Source organism: Tunicatimonas pelagia, assembly GCF_030506325.1.
In the GTDB taxonomy this organism is placed as follows: domain Bacteria; phylum Bacteroidota; class Bacteroidia; order Cytophagales; family Cyclobacteriaceae; genus Tunicatimonas; species Tunicatimonas pelagia.
Genome location: NZ_CP120683.1, coordinates 587,668 through 608,921, shown reverse-complemented (window position 1 = coordinate 608,921; position 21,254 = coordinate 587,668). Strand labels below are relative to the sequence as shown.

The 21,254-nt window shown below is 43.0% G+C and carries 20 protein-coding genes; 17 read left to right on the top strand and 3 right to left on the bottom strand.

Annotated features, from left to right (window positions below; translation table 11 throughout):
- Positions 1–97 precede the first annotated feature (97 nt).
- The 7 genes from ilvD to ilvA all read left to right on the top strand — a co-directional run bounded on the left by ilvD (position 98) and on the right by ilvA (position 8,422).
- Complete coding sequence (gene ilvD, locus P0M28_RS02445) at positions 98–1,780, top strand: dihydroxy-acid dehydratase (protein WP_302207846.1); 1,683 nt, start codon at positions 98–100, stop codon at positions 1,778–1,780.
- 128 nt (positions 1,781–1,908) lie between these two features.
- Positions 1,909–3,696 (top strand): biosynthetic-type acetolactate synthase large subunit, encoded by a 1,788-nt coding sequence (gene ilvB / locus P0M28_RS02440; RefSeq protein WP_302207845.1) that lies wholly within the window; start codon positions 1,909–1,911, stop codon positions 3,694–3,696.
- 7 nt (positions 3,697–3,703) lie between these two features.
- A complete protein-coding gene (locus P0M28_RS02435) occupies positions 3,704–4,513 on the top strand; it encodes a hypothetical protein (RefSeq protein WP_302207844.1) in 810 nt (269 codons plus the stop codon).
- 27 nt (positions 4,514–4,540) lie between these two features.
- Positions 4,541–5,131, top strand: a complete 591-nt coding sequence (gene ilvN / locus P0M28_RS02430; RefSeq protein WP_302207843.1) for an acetolactate synthase small subunit — start codon at positions 4,541–4,543, stop codon at positions 5,129–5,131.
- A 136-nt stretch (positions 5,132–5,267) separates the two neighbouring features.
- Positions 5,268–6,305 carry a ketol-acid reductoisomerase gene (gene ilvC, locus P0M28_RS02425; RefSeq protein ID WP_302207842.1) on the top strand — a complete coding sequence of 346 codons (1,038 nt, stop codon included), beginning with the start codon at positions 5,268–5,270 and terminating at the stop codon, positions 6,303–6,305.
- Between the two features lie 104 nt (positions 6,306–6,409).
- Positions 6,410–7,153 (top strand): class I SAM-dependent methyltransferase, encoded by a 744-nt coding sequence (locus P0M28_RS02420; protein WP_302207841.1) that lies wholly within the window; start codon positions 6,410–6,412, stop codon positions 7,151–7,153.
- Positions 7,154–7,156: 3 nt separating this feature from the next.
- Positions 7,157–8,422, top strand: a complete 1,266-nt coding sequence (ilvA, locus tag P0M28_RS02415; protein WP_302207840.1) for a threonine ammonia-lyase — start codon at positions 7,157–7,159, stop codon at positions 8,420–8,422.
- 264 nt (positions 8,423–8,686) lie between these two features.
- On the opposite strand, the gene P0M28_RS02410 is transcribed toward ilvA, so the two are convergent.
- Positions 8,687–9,145 carry a hypothetical protein gene (locus P0M28_RS02410; protein WP_302207839.1) on the bottom strand — a complete coding sequence of 153 codons (459 nt, stop codon included), beginning with the start codon at positions 9,143–9,145 and terminating at the stop codon, positions 8,687–8,689.
- A 372-nt stretch (positions 9,146–9,517) separates the two neighbouring features.
- On the opposite strand from P0M28_RS02410, the gene miaB reads away from it, so the two are divergent.
- From miaB to secG, 5 genes are all read left to right on the top strand, one after another.
- The gene (miaB, locus tag P0M28_RS02405; protein ID WP_302207838.1) at positions 9,518–10,984 is read left to right on the top strand and encodes a tRNA (N6-isopentenyl adenosine(37)-C2)-methylthiotransferase MiaB; all 1,467 of its coding nucleotides are present in this window, start codon (positions 9,518–9,520) and stop codon (positions 10,982–10,984) included.
- A 17-nt stretch (positions 10,985–11,001) separates the two neighbouring features.
- On the top strand, positions 11,002–12,333 hold the full coding sequence (locus P0M28_RS02400) for a sigma-54 interaction domain-containing protein (protein WP_302207837.1): 1,332 nt from the start codon (positions 11,002–11,004) through the stop codon (positions 12,331–12,333).
- Positions 12,334–12,406: 73 nt separating this feature from the next.
- Positions 12,407–12,931, top strand: coding sequence for an LPS assembly lipoprotein LptE (gene lptE, locus P0M28_RS02395; RefSeq protein WP_302207836.1), 525 nt, complete (start codon positions 12,407–12,409; stop codon positions 12,929–12,931).
- 95 nt (positions 12,932–13,026) lie between these two features.
- Positions 13,027–14,115, top strand: a complete 1,089-nt coding sequence (locus P0M28_RS02390; RefSeq protein ID WP_302207835.1) for a DUF8458 domain-containing protein — start codon at positions 13,027–13,029, stop codon at positions 14,113–14,115.
- The gene (gene secG / locus P0M28_RS02385) at positions 14,116–14,499 is read left to right on the top strand and encodes a preprotein translocase subunit SecG (protein ID WP_302207834.1); all 384 of its coding nucleotides are present in this window, start codon (positions 14,116–14,118) and stop codon (positions 14,497–14,499) included.
- Positions 14,500–14,554: 55 nt separating this feature from the next.
- On the opposite strand, the gene P0M28_RS02380 is transcribed toward secG, so the two are convergent.
- Complete coding sequence (locus tag P0M28_RS02380) at positions 14,555–15,271, bottom strand: hypothetical protein (protein ID WP_302207833.1); 717 nt, start codon at positions 15,269–15,271, stop codon at positions 14,555–14,557.
- A gap of 249 nt (positions 15,272–15,520) precedes the next feature.
- Between P0M28_RS02380 and P0M28_RS02375 the strand changes: the two genes are divergently transcribed.
- The 5 genes from P0M28_RS02375 to P0M28_RS02355 all read left to right on the top strand — a co-directional run bounded on the left by P0M28_RS02375 (position 15,521) and on the right by P0M28_RS02355 (position 20,422).
- The gene (locus tag P0M28_RS02375) at positions 15,521–15,799 is read left to right on the top strand and encodes a co-chaperone GroES (protein ID WP_302207832.1); all 279 of its coding nucleotides are present in this window, start codon (positions 15,521–15,523) and stop codon (positions 15,797–15,799) included.
- Positions 15,800–15,838: 39 nt separating this feature from the next.
- A complete protein-coding gene (gene groL / locus P0M28_RS02370) occupies positions 15,839–17,479 on the top strand; it encodes a chaperonin GroEL (protein ID WP_302207831.1) in 1,641 nt (546 codons plus the stop codon).
- Positions 17,480–17,696: 217 nt separating this feature from the next.
- The gene (locus P0M28_RS02365; protein ID WP_302207830.1) at positions 17,697–19,433 is read left to right on the top strand and encodes a caspase family protein; all 1,737 of its coding nucleotides are present in this window, start codon (positions 17,697–17,699) and stop codon (positions 19,431–19,433) included.
- 235 nt (positions 19,434–19,668) lie between these two features.
- On the top strand, positions 19,669–19,869 hold the full coding sequence (locus P0M28_RS02360) for a hypothetical protein (protein WP_302207829.1): 201 nt from the start codon (positions 19,669–19,671) through the stop codon (positions 19,867–19,869).
- A gap of 196 nt (positions 19,870–20,065) precedes the next feature.
- Positions 20,066–20,422 (top strand): helix-turn-helix domain-containing protein, encoded by a 357-nt coding sequence (locus P0M28_RS02355; RefSeq protein ID WP_302207828.1) that lies wholly within the window; start codon positions 20,066–20,068, stop codon positions 20,420–20,422.
- A gap of 79 nt (positions 20,423–20,501) precedes the next feature.
- On the opposite strand, the gene P0M28_RS02350 is transcribed toward P0M28_RS02355, so the two are convergent.
- Complete coding sequence (locus tag P0M28_RS02350) at positions 20,502–21,254, bottom strand: succinate dehydrogenase/fumarate reductase iron-sulfur subunit (RefSeq protein ID WP_302207827.1); 753 nt, start codon at positions 21,252–21,254, stop codon at positions 20,502–20,504.

Here is a 21,254-nt window from a genome sequence, read left to right as displayed (position 1 = left end):
TGGTCCTAGTCATTATTACGCCAACAACGGGGTGAGAGTAGAATAATATTATAATTACGAAGCTTTTCTCACCTGGGAAAAGCTTTTTTTATGCATTATGAGTAACCAACTTAATAAGTACAGCGCAACCATTACGCAAGACGAATCCTTACCCGCTGCTCAAGCTATGCTTTACGGAGTGGGGCTAAAAGATGAAGATTTTTCTAAAGCTCAGGTGGGCATTGCCAGCACCGGCTATGAGGGGAACACTTGTAATATGCACCTAAACGGCTTTGCCCAAAGTATCAAAGAATCCATCCAGCAGCACGATCTGATTGGTTTGGTTTTCCATACAATTGGAGTAAGCGACGGAATGTCAATGGGCACCCCGGGTATGCGTTATTCACTCCCTTCCCGGGATATTATTGCTGATTCTATTGAGACCGTAGTACAGGCGCAGTGCTACGATGCCGTAGTACCCGTTGTAGGCTGCGACAAAAATATGCCGGGGGCCATGATGGCAATGGGGCGATTAAACCGTCCGGCGATTTTAGTATACGGTGGCACCATTAGCCCGGGACATTACCAGGGAGAGGATTTGAATATTGTCTCAGCCTTTGAGGCTTACGGTAAGAAAATTACCGGTGATATTACTCCCGAAGATTTCAAAGAAGTAGTAAAGCGATCGTGCCCAACCGCGGGAGCGTGTGGCGGTATGTATACTGCTAATACGATGGCATCGGCTATTGAGGCAATGGGTATGAGTTTGCCTTACAGCTCTTCTAATCCGGCGACAAGTACCAGTAAAAAGGAAGAGTTAAAGCAAGTTGGTTCGGCTATTCGGCACCTGCTGGAACAAGATCTGAAGCCTTCGGATATATTGACTCGTCAATCATTTGACAATGCCATGACCTTGATAATGGCGATGGGTGGTTCTACCAATGCGGTACTACATCTAATTGCGGTCGCTAAAAGCGTGGGCATTCAGCTTACATTGAAAGACTTTCAGGAGATAAGTGATCGCACCCCGTATATCGCTGATCTGAAGCCCAGTGGTAAATACCTGATGGAGGATCTGCACAATGTTGGCGGAATCCCGGCCGTAATGAAACTACTGTTGAAGGAAGGATATATCCACGGTGACTGTCTAACCGTAACCGGAAAGTCCGTGGCTGAAAACCTGGAAGAGCTACCTGGTTTGTTTAGCGATCAGAAAATTATTTATCCCGTAGGCCAGCCTATCAAAGAAACGGGACATTTACAAATGCTGTTCGGAAATCTGGCTCCCGAAGGTTCAGTAGCTAAAATTACAGGGAAGGAAGGACTAACGTTTGAAGGTACGGCACGAGTCTTTAATAGTGAGGATGCTGCCAACGAAGCAATTGATCAGCGGAAAGTACAGGAAGGTGATGTGATCGTCATTCGTTATGAAGGGCCTAAAGGCGGACCAGGTATGCGAGAAATGCTAAAACCAACTTCGGCTATTATGGGAGCCGGGTTAGGTAATAAAGTAGCATTAATTACTGACGGACGGTTTTCCGGTGGAACACACGGTTTCGTAGTGGGGCATATTACCCCGGAAGCCTACGAAGGTGGGCCAATTGGACTGTTGCAAGACGGAGATTCCATCCTGATTGATACCGAAAATAATCAACTCAGGGTGCACTTAAGTAACGAAGAACTAGCCGAACGAAAAAGCCAGTGGCAGCAACCTGCCCCACCGGAAACATCAGGTACACTCTACAAATATTTAAAACTAGTGGCATCAGCTTCTGAAGGATGTGTCACTGACAAACGATAAACAATTAGTAATTGACAAGGGAAAATTGATAGTGGAAAAAACGGTGTAATTCCTAATTCAGCAAGGGGTACCCCGCAAATTAGCCGACTAACAATTTTCAATTTTACATTTTCAATTTTCAATTAGTTATGGCATTAGTGACAGAAAAAGCAGCGAAGAAATTATATGATCATCCATTACATCATGATCATGAAGCGGAAAATATTCTGATTAAGGAGACCGATCAGGTAGTGAATGGTTCGGAAGCGTTAATACTTTCCCTGATTGAAGAAGAAGTAGATACTATCTTCGGTTATCCGGGTGGGGCGATCATGCCGATTTACGATGCCTTATTTCATTACCGGGAGCAACTGAATCATGTGCTGGTACGCCACGAACAGGGAGCAACTCATGCCGCGGAAGGATACGCCCAAATGGCGAAGAAACCGGGAGTTTGCTTTGCAACTTCCGGGCCGGGGGCAACCAATTTAGTAACCGGAATCGCTGATGCTATGCTCGATTCAGTACCTATTGTCTGTATTACCGGGCAAGTAGCCGAACCGTACCTAGGAACGGATGCCTTTCAGGAGACCGATGTTATGAGTTTGGCGATGCCTATCACTAAGTGGTGTTACCAAGTGGCTAACCCGGATGAGATCCCCTATATCATTGCCAAAGCGTTTTATATTGCTCGTACCGGTCGTCCGGGTCCAGTACTGGTTGATATTACGAAAGATGCTCAAATGAAGGATATGAGCGCGCCTTTCACTTACGAAAAACGCAAACAAATTAAGGGGTACAAGCCCGCTAGAGCTCCCAGAGAAGGGGATATTGCTCAGGCTGTTGAGCTACTTAACAATGCTGAACGTCCGTTTTTGTTCGCTGGCCACGGAATCTTACTTTCGGAAGCGCAGGAAGAGCTAAAGGCCTTCGTAGAAAAATCGGGTATTCCAGTAGCTAGTACGTTACTCGGGTTGTCGGCTTTCCCTTCGGAACATCCGCTGTACGTAGGGATGCTGGGTATGCACGGCAACTACGGCCCTAATATTCTTACCAATCAGGCCGATGTAATTATCGCCGTAGGAATGCGCTTTGACGATCGGGTAACCGGAAATCTGGAGCGGTACGCCAAGCAAGCTAAGGTAATTCATATCGATATTGACCATGCTGAGATCAGCAAAAACGTACCGGCCACCGTGGGTATTATTGCCGATGCTAAGGCAGCTTTGGTAGAGCTAACATCTCATGTAAAAGAAAAAGCCTACGAAGCATGGCTTAACGAATTTGCCAAGTGCCACGAGGAAGAATATCAAAAAGTTATTCAGAATGATTTCACCGCCGAGGGCGAGTGTATTAAGATGGGGGAAGTGGTGCGAATGTTGTCCGAAAAAACCAACGGGGAAGGAGTGGTTGTCGCTGATGTAGGGCAGCATCAGATGGCCTCAGCCCGTTACTCTAAATTTAATAAAACCGATAGCTGGCTTACTTCCGGAGGGTTAGGCACGATGGGCTACGCTTTGCCTTCGGCCTTAGGCGCGAAAATGGGGGCGCCCGACCGGGATGTATACGCTATTATTGGTGATGGTTGTTTTCAAATGACTATTCAGGAGCTAGGCACCATTGCTCAAAGCGGACAGCCTGTAAAAATTATTATCATGAATAATAATTATCTGGGTATGGTGCGGCAATGGCAAGAGCTGTTCTTCGATAATCGCTACTCCTTCGTAGAGCTAACCAATCCTGATTTTATCACCATTGCCAAGGGTTTTGGAATTGAGGGGCACCAGTGTAATCACGCCGATGATTTATCCGCTTCACTAGATACACTCATCAACTCCGAGCAGTCGTACTTGTTGGAGGTAATGGTAGAAAAAGAAACCAATGTATTCCCGATGGTACCTTCCGGAGCCGGAGTAGACCAAATACGATTAGAGTAAGCGAAAGATGAAACAGACCATTAGGAAATGGGTTTTGCGAATTTCGGCTACCGGACTGCTTTCAGCAGGATTTTTAGTAGGCATCGTACTTAATCCAGCAATTTTGTACGCCAGTAAAACGGTGGTAGGTAATCATACTATCTACCATAATGCGCCGCTCAATAGTGCTTTCTTTTCAGCATTCAATGATGCTATTTCATCAATAGAGCAGAGTGATTTATATCATAAGAATACAACGTTAAATTTTTGCTTAGACGATGGTTCGTATTATCCGCTATTGATGGAGAAAGTAAGAGGTAGAGCTTTCGGGTGGGGATTTCATAATATAGTGGCTTTGAAAGGTACGACTAACTATCAAGCTAATACCGTTGTAAAGGGTAGCTACAAGTGGAATTTCTCTCAATTAATGACCCACGAAGCTGCCCACTGTTTGCAGTTTCTAAGATTTGGCCTTTGGAAATCTAACCCCATCGCTGGGTATCCTCATTGGAAATGGGAAGGTTATGCTGAGTATGTTTCCAGAAAAGCTATTGAGCAGGAAGATTTAGTTAAAAACATAACTCGGAAGCTTAAGCAGGAAAAAGCCGATCCGAACGGGTGGGGTATTACCTTTACTGATGATACTATTGCACCTCGCAGTTACTACCACGGTTGGCTGTTGATGCAGTATTGTTTGGATATAAAAGAAATCACTTATGAAGATCTGCTAGCTGACACAACCATCAATAGAAAGAGGGTAGAAGAGGAAATGATGGATTGGTATATTGGCCAACTAGAGGACTTTACACATTCCGGTTTTAAAGGATCAGTCAACTAATTTGTAATTTTTTAATTTGAAATTACTATGAAAAGACGTTACACAATCATCGTATTTACCGAAAATAATTTTGGGTTACTTAATCGTATCACCATTATCTTTTCGCGTCGTCGCACTAATATTGAAAGTCTCACTGTCTCCGAAACCGAACGAAAAGGAATTTCGCGCTTCACCATTGTAATTGACTACGACGAGAATAAAATCCAGAAGCTTATCCAGCAGATCCGGAAAATCATTGGGGTACTATTTGTCTTTCATAATGAAGATGAACAGGTCTTCTACGGGCAAATTGCCTACTACAAAGTGGCGACCGAGAATCTCCAGGCGCGAGAAGAGGTGATGGCAATTGCCCACCGTCATCAGGCGCGAGTAGCCTACTCGGCCGACGATTATGTTATCATTGAAAAAACCGGTAAAAAAGAGGATGTCATAACGATGCTGCATCTGCTGGAGCCACACGGTATTCTCGAGTTTGTCAAGTCGGGGCGAATCGCCTTGGTCAAAGACCAGTATCGCTTTAGCCAATATGCTAAAAACATCGGTCCCGAAGGTTGGTACTCCGACGAAGAATTTCATGAACTAAAAGACCCCGAACGCAGCGCAGGGGTAAGCTATTAAGATTAGGTTTTAGGGATTGGGCATTGGGTGTTAGACACTGAAGTCACTTCCAAAATCCAATTCCTAACACCTAAAACCAAATAACAATTGAGCAATAGAACCATTTAATTTTAACTACTAAACGAAACAAAAACACATGGCAACGATTAATTTTGGTGGTGTAGACGAAAGCGTTATCACCCGCGAAGAATATCCTCTCTCCAAAGCGTTAGAAACATTAAAAGACGAAACCATCGCAATAATTGGCTACGGAGTGCAAGGACCAGCACAAGGGTTAAATATGCGTGACAATGGTTTCAACGTGATTGTCGGTCAGCGAAAAGATTCAAAAACCTACCAGAAAGCCATTGAAGACGGCTGGGTGGAAGGTGAAACGCTATTTCCGATTGAAGAAGCTTGCGAGCGCGGTACTATCATTTGCAACCTCCTTTCCGATGCCGGACAAATCGCCGTCTGGCCTACTATGAAGAAATACTTAACCGATGGAAAAGCCCTCGTATTTTCCCACGGCTTTGGGGTAACCTTCCACGAAGAAACCAGCATTATTCCTCCGGATAATGTAGATGTAATGCTGGTTGCTCCTAAGGGTTCTGGTACCAGTGTACGCCGACTGTTCTTAGACGGAAAAGGTATCAACTCTAGCTACGCTATTTTCCAAGATGTAACCGGAAAAGCGAAGGAGCGCATCCTAGCGGTTGGTATTGGAGTCGGCTCAGGCTACTTGTTTGAGACTACCTTCCAGAAAGAAGTGTACAGTGATTTAACCGGTGAGCGGGGCATTCTAATGGGAGCTTTAGCCGGAGTAATGGAAGCCCAGTACAATCTACTACGCAGCAAAGGTCATTCTCCTAGCGAATCATTCAACGAAACAGTAGAAGAGCTCACTCAGAGTCTGATCCGATTGGTTGGTGAAAACGGTATGGACTGGATGTACGCCAACTGTTCTACTACTGCCCAGCGAGGTGCGTTAGACTGGAAAGATCGCTTCCGCGATGCGGTAAAACCGGTCTTCAATGATCTGTACGAAAGCGTAGAAACTGGCAATGAAGCCCGTATCACCATCGAGCGCAACAGTCAGTCTGACTACCGAGAAAAACTTCAGGTAGAATTAGATGAGCTAAAAGAATCTGAAATGTGGCAAGCCGGCAGCAAAGTCCGCGAGCTACGTCCTTAAGAATAGGTCTCAATCCTTCCCCCTTTGAAAAAGGGGGTTAAGGGGATTTTATATCTCCAATTTCACTTAGAATGAACTCGAGAGCAGTTCTGCCAATTTCAACAATGTCCTACCGTTGGAACACCAACCTGTATCAGCAAAAGCACGCATTTGTCTATCAATTTGGGGCTGACCTTATTAAATGGCTAAATCCGCAAGCGGGCGAAGATATTCTTGATTTAGGCTGTGGTACGGGAGAATTGACTGAGCAAATTGCTCAATCAGGAGCTAAAGTAATTGGTATCGATCAGTCGGAAGAAATGATCCAGCAGGCACAACGGCAGCATCCAGAGCGTTTATTTCAGGTACAAAACGCCACTCAACTCAGTAATCTGCCTCAGTTCGACGCTATTTTTTCCAACGCCACATTGCACTGGATACTTGATGCTCGAACCGTGCTAAAGCAAATTTACCAGCATCTAAAACCAGATGGCGGACGATTGGTAGCAGAATTGGGTGGAAGGGGAAATATCGCGCAGATCATTACGGCTTTAAATCAGCAGCGAGTGCAGTTGGGTTATTCAGCCATTAGTAGCGATAAGCAGTGGTTTTTTCCGTCAGTAGGGGAGTACAGTAGCTTACTGGAGTCAGAAGGATTTGAAGTAAGACAAACTGCTTATTTTCACCGAGATACCTCTCTCGCCGAAGATGGGATTAAGCATTGGACAAAAATGTTTGCCGGGCGATGGTTGGCTGATGTAGATATTGAGCATCAAGATAACTTGTTAGAAGCAACCCAAGAGTCGCTTCGCTCAGCACTGTGGCGCGCCGATTACAAACGCTTAAGAGTTTTAGCAGTAAAGGTTTGAAGAATGAATACGATAGTGCAAAAATCAATGGTTCCGGTTGAAGATATTATTAATGCGGCTCGCCGACTTAAGGGTATTGTTCAGCATACGCCGTTCATGCCCAGCTTAAATCTGTCCGAGCAGTACCAAGCTAATATTCACCTGAAGCGAGAGGATTTACAAGTAGTACGTTCCTACAAAATTCGGGGTGCTTACAACAAAATTGCTAGCCTGCCCCGAAAAGCGATGGCTAACGGAGTGGTCTGTGCCAGTGCGGGTAACCATGCCCAAGGAGTAGCTTACGCCTGTCAACGACTGGGTATTCGTGGGTACATCTACATGCCTAACCCCACTCCTAAGCAGAAAGTAAAGCAGGTAAAAATGTTTGGAAAAGATTCGGTAGAAATCATTTTGGTAGGCGATACTTTTGATGACGCTTGCGCCGAGGCGCTAAAATTTAGTGAACAGCAAAAAGCTCCCTTCATTCCACCCTTCGATGACAAAAAAGTGGTTGAAGGTCAAGGTACCGTTGGTTACGAAATATTGCTAGACTCGCACGAGCCGATTGACTATTTGTTTTTACCCATCGGTGGGGGAGGGTTATCAGCCGGAGTGGGTAGCTACTTTAAGCAGATCAGTCCGGCCACCAAGATCATTGGTATTGAACCTCAGGGAGCTCCGGCTATGAAAACCTCGCTTGAGCAGGGTGAGCTAGTGACACTACCTGCCATTAATAAGTTTGTAGACGGAGCTGCCGTGCAGCGAGTAGGGGAGCTCACGTACACTATTTGCCGAGAGGTATTAGATGAAGTAGCGTTGGTGCCCGAAGGCCAAGTCTGCGATACTATTCTAAAGCTCTACAACGAAGAAGCCATTGTGGTAGAACCAGCGGGAGCATTATCAGTAGGAGTGCTGGAGCAATACCGAGAGGAGATTAAAGGCAAGAACGTAGTGTGTATTGTCAGTGGCGGAAATAACGATATTACCCGGATGGAAGAAATAAAGGAGCAGGCACTGCTATTTCGGGGCTTGAAACACTATTTTATTATTCAGTTTCCACAGCGAGCAGGGGCACTTAAAGAGTTTGTAGCCGATGTGATGGGGCCCAATGACGACATCACGCATTTTGAATATACTAAAAAGACCAGCCGAGAAAAAGGGCCGGCCTTGGTGGGTATCGAACTGCAATTCCCTGAAGATTTTGACCCCTTACTGAAGCGAATGCAGGAGCGAGGTATTGCTTACGAGCTGCTAAACGACAAGTTTGAGTTCTTCAACTTTTTGATTTGAGCTTACAGTAAACGGTTCATGATTTACTGTTTTTTCTTAGTAGCAGTCCTGAAGTCCATTTCACTTATTTGTCATCTAGTACGGGCGATTATCGTGCGGTTTAGAAAGTTGAAGATTGTAAGAGCTCAGAAATTTATTCATCAGCTCTTTGGTCTCAAGAGAGGTCGGTTTTAAATTCCGGTCTCCGGTTCTCTCTATTTCCAAAAAAAAAGCCCCGCAATTGCGAGGCTCTAGGCGTATAGCGTAGTAATTCTATTTAATCTTTTACTGACCAGCAGAAACGCTAGCTTCATCTTTAGCCGCACGCATAGCTTGTACAAGGGTGTCGTAGCGTTGCTTTACATCACTGTCGCTCTTTACTGCGCCCTTAACTTCATTGTATGCTTCACTTCCCAGAAGTCGCTTAATTAAAGTTCGGTAAGCCTCAGTAAATTCTGAAGTACGTTCGCTCTTCATATTATTTACAGCATCAATGAAAGTCTTTTCAGCGTCATTAGCTGGAGCTTCTCCGCCGGCTAGTTCATTGTAGCGGTTTTTAATTTCTGAAGGTTGAGACTCAATGTACTCTTTGACTTGGGCTGATATCTCAGTTTGAAATAGAGCAAGTGTTTCTTGGACTACTGCATATTTATAAAGCTCATCGTTAGTCACTTCATCCTGGGCAAACACAGGCTTTACAAACAACGCACATAGGAAGAAAGATGCTAAAAATAATTTTTTCATGTCAGTAGAAATTTAAATAAACGTATAGTTATTTTGATAATAAAAGTAATTTAAACAAGAAATAACGGAGAAATAAGGCAGACTTGCAAGTTTTTCAGTAAATAAATTCATAAAACGACGATTTACGTTCGCTTTCTGGCAGAAAAAACATCATAGGTTGATTTATTTTCAACTGAACCCATCAATTTTTTACAATATTAAATTTCGGCAAAACTACAAAAGATGTAATAAATAACCAGAAACCCGGCTCTAATTTTAACGCGACAAGTCATAGATTAGTATTTGAACCAAATACCCTGACATTTTGTCATTATTTTCAGTAGTTTTTCTAACTTTGTATTCTTGTGTTAATCCAAAGATTATCAAATAAGTATGAGTCAGATTATTGAGGGCTTGGACATTCTTACCCCGGAAGCGAAACAAGAAGAGCAGTGTGCGGTAAAAACCACCGTTGAGCAAAATACTGGAAAGCAGCGTAAGCTATACGTAGAGAGTTACGGTTGCCAGATGAACTTCTCCGACAGCGAGATTGTGACATCCATTATGCAACAGCAGGGGTTTGATACTACTGATAGCTTCGAGAAAGCAGACGTTATCTTTCTAAATACCTGCTCTATTCGTGATAAGGCCGAGCAAACGGTGCGGAAACGGTTGACCCAATTCAACACACTGAAGGAAGAAAAACCGGAATTATTGGTAGGAGTACTTGGTTGTATGGCCGAGCGACTCAAAAGCCAACTGCTGGAAGAAGAGCAAATTGTTGACCTCGTGGCGGGGCCGGATGCGTACCGCGATTTACCCAATCTGGTGAAGCAAGTAGATGATGGTGCTAAATCAGTAAATACTTTTTTATCGCGGGAAGAAACCTACGCCGATATCAATCCGGTACGGCTGAATTCTAACGGGGTAACCGCTTTTGTATCAATTATGCGGGGCTGCGACAATATGTGCTCGTTTTGCGTGGTACCCTTCACTCGAGGGCGGGAGCGGAGTCGCGATCCGCACTCTATTGTTCGTGAAGCCCAAGATTTGTTCAATAAAGGCTACCGGGAAGTAACCTTGCTGGGCCAGAATGTAGATTCGTATAAATGGTCGGAGAACAGCGAGCTAAAGGGTAAAGCCCAGATTGAGCGAGCCGGAGAGATGGATGTAGTCAACTTTGCTAATCTGCTGGAAATGGTCGCTCAGGTGCATCCCGATCTGCGAATTCGTTTTTCTACCTCTCACCCCAAGGATATTACCAATGAGGTGCTGCTCACTATGAAGCAGTACGATAATATTTGCAAATACATTCACTTGCCCGCCCAAAGTGGTAACAGCCGAGTGCTAGAGTTAATGAACCGTACGTACTCTCGCGAGTGGTACTTAGATCGAGTAGACGCTATTCGGCGAATTTTAGGCGAAGACTGCGGTATCTCTTCCGATATGATTGCCGGATTTTGCACTGAAGCTGAAGAAGAGCATCAGGATACTTTAACCTTGATAGACTATGTGCAGTACGATTTTTCGTACATGTTCTACTACTCCGAACGCCCTGGCACCCTAGCCGCGCGGAAATACGAAGATGATATTCCGCTAGAAACTAAGAAGCGACGATTGCGGGAAATTATTGAAAAGCAGCAGACTATTTCTTTGCAGCGTAATCAACGCGATGTAGGTAAAACGTTTAAGGTACTGGTAGAAGGCTTTTCTAAGCGTTCTGATCAAGATTTGCAAGGTAGAAACAGTGCCAATAAGGTAATTGTATTTCCGAAGAAGCATTACCGAAAGGGCGAATACGTACAAGTGCGGGTACACGATTGCACTGCCGCTACACTTTTAGGAGAAGCTATAGACTAGACCGAAGACGATTTTTTATGTTAGATCAATCCGAGCTTAGAAGCATTAAACAGCGATTTGGCATTATTGGCAATTCCCAACGGCTAAATTACGCGCTCACCGTAGCGGCTCAGGTGGCACCGACTGATATGACGGTACTCATTACCGGCGAAAGTGGGAGTGGTAAAGAATCGTTCTCAAAAATTATTCATCAGCTTAGCATTCGCAGGCACGGCAAATTCATTGCTATCAACTGCGGGGCAATCCCCGAAGGAACCATCGACTCCGAACTGTTTGGGCACGAAAAAGGGGCGTTTACTGGCGCACAAGACAACCGCAAAGGCTATTTTGAAGAAACCAATGGCGGAACTATCTTTTTAGATGAAATCGGGGAGATGCCACTTGGAACCCAGTCGCGCTTGCTGCGGGTGCTGGAGTACGGTGAGTTTATCCGAGTAGGGTCATCTAAAGTACAAAAAACCGATGTGCGGGTGGTGGCTGCCACTAATGTGAATTTACTGGAGGCAGTACAGAAGGGGAAATTCAGGGAAGATTTGTACTATCGGCTTAACTCCGTTCCAATTTACGTACCGCCGTTGCGGGAGCGAGGCGATGACATCGCGCTGTTGTTTCGTAAGTTTGCAACTGATTTTGCCGAGCGTAATCGCACCAAACCCATTCAGCTTCAACCCGATGCCAAGGCGGTGCTGTTGGAGTATCGTTTTCCGGGCAACATTCGGGAGCTAAAAAATTTTGTAGAGCGGATGTCGCTGCTCACCGAAGAGCGGGAAATTGATGCAAATACCCTTCGGCAATTCTTGCCTCCTACCCAATCGTCGCTACCCGCCCTCTATCGGCAGGAATCAGGAAGAGAGAACTTTAGTGAGCGGGACTTGCTCTACAAAGTACTATTCGAGATGCGGCACGACCTTACCGAATTAAAGAAGCTGGTATTACGTATGCTGCAAGACGAAAATTTTGATTCTCGCGTTATAAGCGAACATCAAGATTTATTTAATGGCGTTCAAAGCGATTTGCAAGGTGCCGCCAAGTATCCGGAGTACGACAATCAATCGGTCGCTACCGACCAGTTTAAGAGAGACTTTGAAGATGCAGTAGCTCCCAGTTTACTAATTAAGAACGGAGCCAAAAGTCAGAGCGAAGAGTCGGTAGTAGATTATTCGAACATAGAAGATATTTCACCGGAAGCCGAGGAAGAAGATGACCTTTCGTTGGAAAATAAAGAGCGGGAGATGATTATGAAGGCATTGAAACGGCACGGGCAGAAGCGGAAGTACGCTGCTCAAGACCTAGGAATTTCGGAGCGAACACTCTACCGAAAGATTAAACAGTATGAAATTGACGAATAACTTAGTCGATAGTCGACAGTCCACAGCTCACAGTTCACAGTCAGTAGCTCAAAATACTGGTAGTCTGTGTACTATGGATTATCGACTGTGGATGCTAGCAATACTAATATTCATCAGCTTCTCTGGCTGTGGGATATATACATTTACGGGAGCATCTCTTGGGCCAGAAGTGAGAACCATTTCTATCGATAACTTCTATAACGATGCCGGAAATGGGCCGCCCAATATGAGTCAGGTATTCACCGAAGATATTCGGGATTACTATCAGGCCAATACTAATTTAGCTTTAGTACAAGAAAACGGCGATTTGCTACTGGAGGGAGCAATTACTCGCTATGAATTTGTGCCTGTGGCTCCTCGAGCTTCTGGTAGTAATGAGGTAGCCGATGTGGCTGGTTTAGTTCGTTTAAACATTACGGTAACGGCTTCGTATGTAAATACATACAATGATGAGTTTAATTTTGAAAATAAAAGTTTTACCTTTTTCGCAGATTTTAGTTCCGACCGTGATCCGTCTTCCGTAGAGGATGATCTTATCGCAGAAATCACAGATCAGATTATTTTCGATATATTTGCAGCAACCGTCGCCAACTGGTAACACTTAATGACTGATGAATGGTGGATAAGTAGTACCATTATAACATTAATCATTCGTCATTATTCATCAGTCATCATTTATAGCTAACCAATATTATGGAAGTCTTATCCGACAAACTATTACGAATACTATCCAATCCAAAAAATATTTCGGCTGACGATCAAGAAATATTAGAGGAAGCTATTGCCCAATACCCTTACTTTCAGTTGGCCCGTACGTTAGTTGCTAAAGCTAAGCACGACCAACAGACACCCGATGCCTACGAGAGTCTGGGAAGCGCGGCCATTTACGCTCCTGACCGCAGGCATTTACGTAAAGTATTTTACGAAGACATTCATATTGATTGGCAACCAACGGAGGCTAAGGCAATCGAGAATACCCCTACTACAGCAGCGATTGAAGACAATTCTCTCAAAGAAGAATCAACGGCGGTAGATCCTTTCTCTGTTACGGAACAAACTGGGGTTTCGGAAGAATCTAGTACCGAAGCAGCTACTTCAGAAGAAACTAGCCTTACAGATTCTACTCCAGAAACAATAAAAATATCAGAAGAGTCTAACTCGGATGAAGCTGGTGCAGAGAAACCTGAGGTAGAAAGCTTCGGGCCAAATGCTACTGACGCTGCGAACTCCAATACAGCCAACCCTGAAATAGAAAAATCAGGAGTGGCTAATCATGATGAGGAAGAAGAAATTGTGTATCAAGAATTAGAAGAAAATCTTCGTAAACTTCGTCAGGCCAAAAAAGAAGCCCAACAAGAGGAAGCGGATAAAAAAAAAATAGTGGACACAACTAAAGTGTCTTCAGAGTCTGTTCATACGGAAGTTTCCGTCCAATCACCCCTGTTAATAGATTATTTGCACGATATAGAGCCTATCTCATCTGAGCGGTTGGGTATTCATCAGCAGAAACAAAATGAACTAATTAATCGGTTTGTAAATTCTGATACCACCAGCGTAGGTCGCCCCCGTCCAAATTTGCCCGATAGTGCCGCCGAAACTTCAGATTTATCCGAGAAAAGTGCTACGTACGATACCGATCTGGTTACCGAAAACTTAGCCGAAATTATGCTAAAGCAAGGTAAAAAGGGGAAGGCAATTAAAATCTATCGGCAGTTGATGTTGAAATTCCCTGAGAAAAAAGCGTACTTTGCCGAAAAAATAGAAAAGCTAAACGAAATATAGATGTTCACATTTATCATTACCCTCACTATTATTGTTGCTGTACTATTAGTTTTAGTAGTGCTCGCCCAAAACTCTAAAGGTGGCGGACTATCTAGCCAGTTTGGCGGATCAGGTTCTTCTACTCAAATGATTGGGGTAAAGCGTACTGCCGATTTTCTGGAAAAGGCTACCTGGGCTTTAGCAATTGCCCTTATGGTATTGGCACTGTCCTCGAGTTTCCTGCTCGATACCCAATCCTCTAATGCGGGTTTTACTAGTCCTAATATTGAGAGCGCCCAAGACCGAATTGCTCCCCCTACTTTAGGAACAGACATTCCGGCTGCTGGCGATAGTGCTGCCTCAGATTTAGAAGGCCTCACCGAACCCGACTCAACTAATGATTAATGACTAACGATGAATGAATAATGAGTAATGCTGTTCATTCATCATTAGTCATTAATCATGCGGCTTTTCCTATATGCTGAACCAATAGGCGCTTGGCAATAGGAAGTAGAGTAGGTTTAAGCGGATATACCTTTGGAGAAATAGCCAGATAGGTGGCCGGATTAGGCAATTCTTGGTTAGAACTAATAAGCTTTCTCTTAATTTGCTCAAACGAATTACTTAAGCTCCAGCTAACTTCATCCAGCTGCTGGGTTCGAATAGTCCGATAGGTCTCTTCGGCCTGATAAGAAACCATAATTTTATAATGGTAGACATAAACTGCGCCCTGGGTGTGGGTTGAGAGTAGCAGATAGCCCTCATTTTTATACAGTGGCATAATTCCTACCGATTCAATACTGATGCTCTTGGCAATGGTTTCGTAGATCTCTGCCCCTTCTTCTACGCGCTCTTTAAAATGAGGTAGCGAAAAATTGACAATTTCTTCCAGCGTACTCATCAGCTCACTATCCTGCACAATTTCACGATAGTGAATTTTCAACTGCTCAAAATCAGCTTTTGATACTTCCTTCGGAAAGTTCTCGTAAATCAATTGCTTGTTCTTTTGCAGCGAGAGCAAGTTGTTATAGTGAAATACCAAGTCCGACATAAACGGGTACAATTCCCGATCAATAAATCGGCTTTTCACCTTTTGCATATACGCTAACAGTACATACTTTTTATACTCAAAATCCACCAGATCCCGAGTGAGCCAGTCTTGATGAAGGGTGTCCATACGTGAGGGGTTTGTTTTGCGACAAAAGATAAAGATTCGGCACTAATCACGCAAACGTGCAACTTTGTCAGTGACAGCTTTTTCTGACATGTGTAAGAAAAGTGGCAAGTCTGCAATTTTGGCAGGGATAGTCCGTGATACGTACTAATAGAACGCTTGGCATAAGAACTGTATTATGTATCATATACCGCTACTACTTTAGTAGTGATAACACAACATGGTTAAATCTAATCAAAACAGTTTAAAAACATGTCACAAGTGAACATCACACCATTAGCTGACCGCGTTCTAGTAGAGCCTGCGGCGGCTGAAGAAAAAACTGCCTCTGGTATCATTATTCCTGATACTGCCAAAGAAAAACCTCAGAAGGGATCAATCGTAGCGATTGGCACCGGCAAGAAAGATGAGCCTCTTACAGTAAAGGTAGGCGACCAAGTACTTTACGGAAAGTACGCGGGTACTGAAATTACTGTAGAAGGAAAAGACTACTTGATGATGCGGGAGTCGGACATCTTTGCAATTGTATAATTAACCAATAGAACCTGAAAATCTAACAATATTAGAATTATGGCTAAAGAAATCTTTTTTGACACAAATGCCCGCGATAAAGTGAAAAAAGGGGTAGATACCCTTGCTAACGCGGTAAAAGTTACCTTAGGACCTAAGGGACGTAATGTAGTAATTGATAAAAAATTCGGTGCTCCTACCGTAACTAAAGATGGTGTTTCAGTAGCGAAAGAAATCGAACTGAAAGAGGCTATCGAGAACATGGGCGCGCAGCTAGTAAAAGAAGTTGCTTCTAAAACTGCTGATAGTGCCGGTGACGGTACTACTACAGCTACTGTACTGGCGCAAGCAATCTTCGCTCACGGTATCAAGAACGTAGCAGCAGGTGCTAACCCAATGGATTTGAAGCGAGGTATTGAAAAGGCGGTTGATGCCGTAGTAGCAGCTCTGGGCGAGCAGTCTAAAACTATTGATAGCTCTAATGAAATTACGCAAGTTGCTTCTATCTCAGCGAATAACGACGGTGAGATTGGTACCATGATCGCTAATGCGATGGAAAAAGTGGGCAAAGACGGCGTAATCACTGTTGAGGAAGCTAAAGGCACTGAAACTGAGGTGAAATTAGTAGAAGGTATGCAGTTTGACCGAGGTTACCTTTCTCCTTACTTTGTGACTAATACCGAGCGAATGGAAGCTGAATTGGAAAATCCTTACATCCTGATCTACGATAAGAAAGTATCGGCGATGAAAGAATTACTCCCGGTATTAGAAGGTGTTGCTCAAACTGGCAAGCCGCTATTGATTATTGCGGAAGATGTAGAAGGCGAAGCTTTAGCTACTTTAGTAGTAAATAAAATCCGCGGATCACTAAAAATTGCTGCGGTAAAAGCTCCTGGCTTTGGCGACCGTCGTAAGGCGATGTTAGAAGACATTGCTATTCTAACTGGTGGTACTGTAATCTCGGAAGAGCGTGGCTACAAGCTAGAGAATGCTACCCTAGACTACCTAGGTACTGCTGAAAAGATCAACATCGACAAAGATAACACGACCATCGTAAACGGTGCCGGTGAAAAAGATCAAATTGATGCTCGAGTAGGTCAGATCAAATCTCAAATTGAATCTACTACTTCTGATTACGATCGTGAAAAACTACAGGAGCGTTTAGCAAAGCTTTCGGGTGGAGTTGCCATTCTGTACATTGGAGCAGCTACCGAAGTAGAAATGAAGGAGAAGAAAGACCGGGTTGATGATGCTCTACATGCCACTCGCGCTGCGGTTGAAGAAGGCGTTGTAGCCGGTGGTGGAGTTGCACTAGTTCGTGCCATCTCTTCACTGGACAGTCTTACCACTGAGAACAAAGATCAAGAGACTGGAGTAAATATCGTTCGTTTAGCACTTGAATCACCGCTTCGAGTAATTGTTGAGAACGCTGGACAAGAAGGTTCGGTTGTGATCCAAAAAGTACGAGAAGGGGAAGGCGACTACGGCTTCAACGCTCGCACTGATGAGTACGAAGACCTAGTTCAGGCCGGAGTAATTGATCCTACCAAAGTAACTCGCTTAGCGTTAGAGAATGCCGCTTCAATTGCGGGTCTACTATTAACTACCGAGTGTGTAATTGCCGATGAGCCGGAAGATGAGCCAGCTGGCCCTCCAATGGGCGGTGGCGGAATGCCAGGCGGCATGGGTGGCATGATGTAATCACTGCCTCTCACTTATCATTAATAAATACGAAAGAGCAACTCACTATGGGTTGCTCTTTTTTATTGCTTTTCTAATAAGTTTTAAAATTCTATTTTCACTGCTTCTAAGTCAAATAATGCGTTATTTTAAACATAATTAGGCTAGTAATTTTTTGTGGATATACGACATTCGTATATCCAGATGTCAGCGTCAATGACTGCAAAACTCAAGGATATTGGAAGAAAAAAGAATAGCACTTCTTATTGGAATCTCTAAATATCAGTTTGCAACTTCTCTAAGCAACCCAACTAACGATATTGACTCGATGCAGGCCACCTTAAAAAGACTAGGCTTTGATGTCATTGTATCTAAAGACCCGACATATAAATCTCTGAGAATTTCAATAAACGACTTTGGAACTAGGCTAAATGATTATGATGTTGGTCTATTCTTTTTTGCAGGCCATGGGTTACAAATAAAAGGGTTCAACTATTTAGTCCCAGTGGATGCCAATCCTCTGAATGAGAATCAAGTAGAATATGATTGCGTCAATGCGAACCTAATCCTATCGATTATGGAAGATGCGAATAACAAAACCAACTTTATCTTCCTTGATGCTTGTAGAAACAATCCATTTAAACGATCGTGGAATAGAAGTCCAACTTTATCTGGTCTGTCATATATGAGTGCACCCTATGGAACATTGATTGCATATTCCACTGCACCCAATAAAACGGCATTAGATGGAGAAATAGATTCAAATAGTCCTTATACGCTCGCACTGACAGAAGAAATATTATCCCCAAATCTAACCATTCTTCAAGTTCTACAAAATGTCAGGCTAAAACTCATCCACCGAACTGAAGGAGAACAAGTACCTTGGGAGTCTACGTCTCTACTCAACGACTTTAAGTTTAACGACAATATTTATTTTTCGCTTGATACTTTTTGCCAATCGGTGATGTACAGTAAGAAAAAAGATATTGTTCTAAACACATTGAACTTGAGAACTTGGGATATTACCAGACTAACAAAAAAAGGTATTCCTCTAAATGAAATGGATATCCAAGCTGGTGTTGTTGAGGTATACTATCAAGAAGGATTGAACTACTTTAATATCTTTGATAAGCTTGAAATAAAGATTTATAAGGATGGTGAACGAGAGTACAATTTGTTCACTATTACTAAGAACGCAAATCATGTAATTTCAATCTCTCAACAATTGTATAATCGGTTAGGAGTGGGATTGTATGATGATAATAGACACAGCTCTTTTTTTGATGTAGACAAAATAAAGGCTCTAGCAAGAGGAAAAGCAAAAAGTTCAAAAGATGAATGCTTTACTAACTGGCATTTTGAGTCTGTTGGTTTTACACTTTATTATCTTAAAAACCCGAAAAGACAATTCATCTTCAAAACAAGAATTTATCCGAATAAGAAAGTAATTGGAAGAACCATAAAAGATATTCTCTCAAATCAATATCTAAAGCTGATTGAAACAGCAGTCAAGATCAGAGAGGAAAAAACTGAAAACGGTAAGTTTGAAGATTTTCAACTAAACTTAATGGAGCCAGAGTTAGGCATCTTCGATACTGCAATTCTTAGAACTTTCAATTCTGGTGATAAGAAAAAAAATTCAAGTAATCTGCTTTTTAGCCAATCGGAGGGAAACTTGATAAATACTACTGAATTGGGTTCTTTGATTGCTAAATTGACTGACATTTATGGTCTTGACACTCAAAATCAGGGTTATTTGACTGGTATGGAAGTAGAAGATTTAGAGGATGACTTGCATTGGTCAGGAAGAACATGGGATTTGAATATTCAACATCAAATTATGGACAATGACAGTGCAATTGAAGATATGTTATACGGGATTCATCTCTATTATTATGAAGAATATGGCCTAGAAATGACCATTTTTGGTTTAGAAGATTTGATTGAACATAACACTGATGAACAAAGACGCTAACAAATGATAAGTTTAATGAGCAGGCTGTGTATAAAGCAAATCTCAGTGCGAAACAGTAACTTTATAGTCAATTTGAAAGGATATGCTCACTGAGCTTATTTAGACGTTAGAGCCGATCGAGAAAACCACTACTATGACGAGAAATGAATTAATTGGAATAGGTAAAAAGATGAAAAGCTCTGAAGGGACAGGAAAAGAACTCGACTCACTTCATTGAGATAAAATTTGATTGATTATGAAAGACTTAATTAGTGAAAATTCAGCAGAGGTTTTAGATATCCTTGAGCAATTAGAGTCTGTTAACGGTATGATAGATATTCACAGCGACGACGAATTCATGAGAGTTCAATATGAAAGTCGTAAAAAAGAGTTAACAAAAAGGTTATCAGAAAAACTATCTGCATTCAAAATAGATATTCGAGATTTAGCTACTTAGAAAACTGGCTCTAACACTATATAAGCAACTATGCTCGCTACCGCTCCCATATCGCTTACAAAAGGCTCTTAAGAGATTGGAAGTGATTTTTGACGCAAAACGTGGAACAGAAGAAGGGGATGAATTAGAGATTTTCGCAATTCTATTGATAACTATGAAGCGGAATATGACACAATAAATGCAAACGAAATATAAAATGGACATATCACCAATAAGAAACGAAGAAGACTATCAAAATGCACTCAAAAGACTGGAAGTGATTTTTGATTCAAAACGCGGGACAGATGAAGGGGGCGAACTAGAGATTCTCGCAATTCTCATCGACAATTATGAAGACGAAAATTTTCCTATTGATATGCCCGATCCAATTGAGGCGATAAAATTCCGAATGGAACAATTAGGAATGAAACAGAAAGATTTAGCAGAGATCGTCGGCTTCAAAAGTCGGGTAAGTGAAGTTCTTAACAAAAGACGTAAGCTAACCTTAGATATGATCAGAAAACTAAACGCACAACTTCATATTCCAACTGAAGTTTTGATACAGGAATATTAACTCAAAATAAGTAAGCATTACAAAACAAAAAAGCCCGCTAATTAGCAGGCTTTTTCTGATAGTAAGCACTTACTGAAAACTAAACCGCGTCTGAACTGGCTTTGGCGGTTAGGAATTCACGGTTCATGCGGGCGATGTTCGCCATATCAATTTCTTTAGGGCATTCGGCCGAGCAAGCTAACGTATTAGTGCAGGCACCAAAACCTTCGGCATCCATCTGGGCAATCATACGCTCAGCCCGCTTCTGCCGCTCCACTTGGCCTTGAGGAAGCAGGGCTAGCTGAGAAATTTTAGCACTGGTAAATAGCATTGCCGAGGCGTTTTTACAAGCCGCTACGCAAGCACCGCAACCAATACAAGTAGCCGCGTTAAATGCCTCATCGGCAATATCTTTCGGCACCGGAATTTCGTTAGCATCCGGAGCACTTCCAGTGTTTACCGAAATAAACCCACCCGCCTGAATAATTCGGTCGAAAGCCGAACGATCTACCATCAAATCTTTAATCACCGGAAAGGCTTTGGCTCGCCAAGGCTCTACTGTAATCGTTTCGCCATCTTTAAAGTGCCGCATGTGCAACTGACAGGCAGTGGTGCCTCTCTGAGGGCCGTGAGGCCGCCCGTTGATGTACATGGCACAGCTTCCGCAGATACCTTCGCGACAGTCGTGGTCGAAATGAATAGGTTCTTTTCCTTCCCGTTCCAACTGTTCGTTAAGCACATCCATTAACTCTAGAAAAGACATATGCGAGTTCGCGTCGTTCACCTCATACGTCTCAAAATGGCCTTTATTTGTGGCGTTCTTCTGGCGCCATACTTTTAGCGTAACTTTCAT

Coding starts and splice junctions, on each gene's coding strand:
- ilvD (WP_302207846.1), top strand. CDS start 98: ATGAGTAACCAACTTAATAAGTACAGCGCAACCATTACGCAAGACGAA.
- ilvB (WP_302207845.1), top strand. CDS start 1,909: ATGGCATTAGTGACAGAAAAAGCAGCGAAGAAATTATATGATCATCCA.
- P0M28_RS02435 (WP_302207844.1), top strand. CDS start 3,704: ATGAAACAGACCATTAGGAAATGGGTTTTGCGAATTTCGGCTACCGGA.
- ilvN (WP_302207843.1), top strand. CDS start 4,541: ATGAAAAGACGTTACACAATCATCGTATTTACCGAAAATAATTTTGGG.
- ilvC (WP_302207842.1), top strand. CDS start 5,268: ATGGCAACGATTAATTTTGGTGGTGTAGACGAAAGCGTTATCACCCGC.
- P0M28_RS02420 (WP_302207841.1), top strand. CDS start 6,410: ATGTCCTACCGTTGGAACACCAACCTGTATCAGCAAAAGCACGCATTT.
- ilvA (WP_302207840.1), top strand. CDS start 7,157: ATGAATACGATAGTGCAAAAATCAATGGTTCCGGTTGAAGATATTATT.
- P0M28_RS02410 (WP_302207839.1), bottom strand. CDS start 9,145: ATGAAAAAATTATTTTTAGCATCTTTCTTCCTATGTGCGTTGTTTGTA.
- miaB (WP_302207838.1), top strand. CDS start 9,518: ATGAGTCAGATTATTGAGGGCTTGGACATTCTTACCCCGGAAGCGAAA.
- P0M28_RS02400 (WP_302207837.1), top strand. CDS start 11,002: ATGTTAGATCAATCCGAGCTTAGAAGCATTAAACAGCGATTTGGCATT.
- lptE (WP_302207836.1), top strand. CDS start 12,407: ATGGATTATCGACTGTGGATGCTAGCAATACTAATATTCATCAGCTTC.
- P0M28_RS02390 (WP_302207835.1), top strand. CDS start 13,027: ATGGAAGTCTTATCCGACAAACTATTACGAATACTATCCAATCCAAAA.
- secG (WP_302207834.1), top strand. CDS start 14,116: ATGTTCACATTTATCATTACCCTCACTATTATTGTTGCTGTACTATTA.
- P0M28_RS02380 (WP_302207833.1), bottom strand. CDS start 15,271: ATGGACACCCTTCATCAAGACTGGCTCACTCGGGATCTGGTGGATTTT.
- P0M28_RS02375 (WP_302207832.1), top strand. CDS start 15,521: ATGTCACAAGTGAACATCACACCATTAGCTGACCGCGTTCTAGTAGAG.
- groL (WP_302207831.1), top strand. CDS start 15,839: ATGGCTAAAGAAATCTTTTTTGACACAAATGCCCGCGATAAAGTGAAA.
- P0M28_RS02360 (WP_302207829.1), top strand. CDS start 19,669: ATGAAAGACTTAATTAGTGAAAATTCAGCAGAGGTTTTAGATATCCTT.
- P0M28_RS02355 (WP_302207828.1), top strand. CDS start 20,066: ATGGACATATCACCAATAAGAAACGAAGAAGACTATCAAAATGCACTC.
- P0M28_RS02350 (WP_302207827.1), bottom strand. CDS start 21,254: ATGAAAGTTACGCTAAAAGTATGGCGCCAGAAGAACGCCACAAATAAA.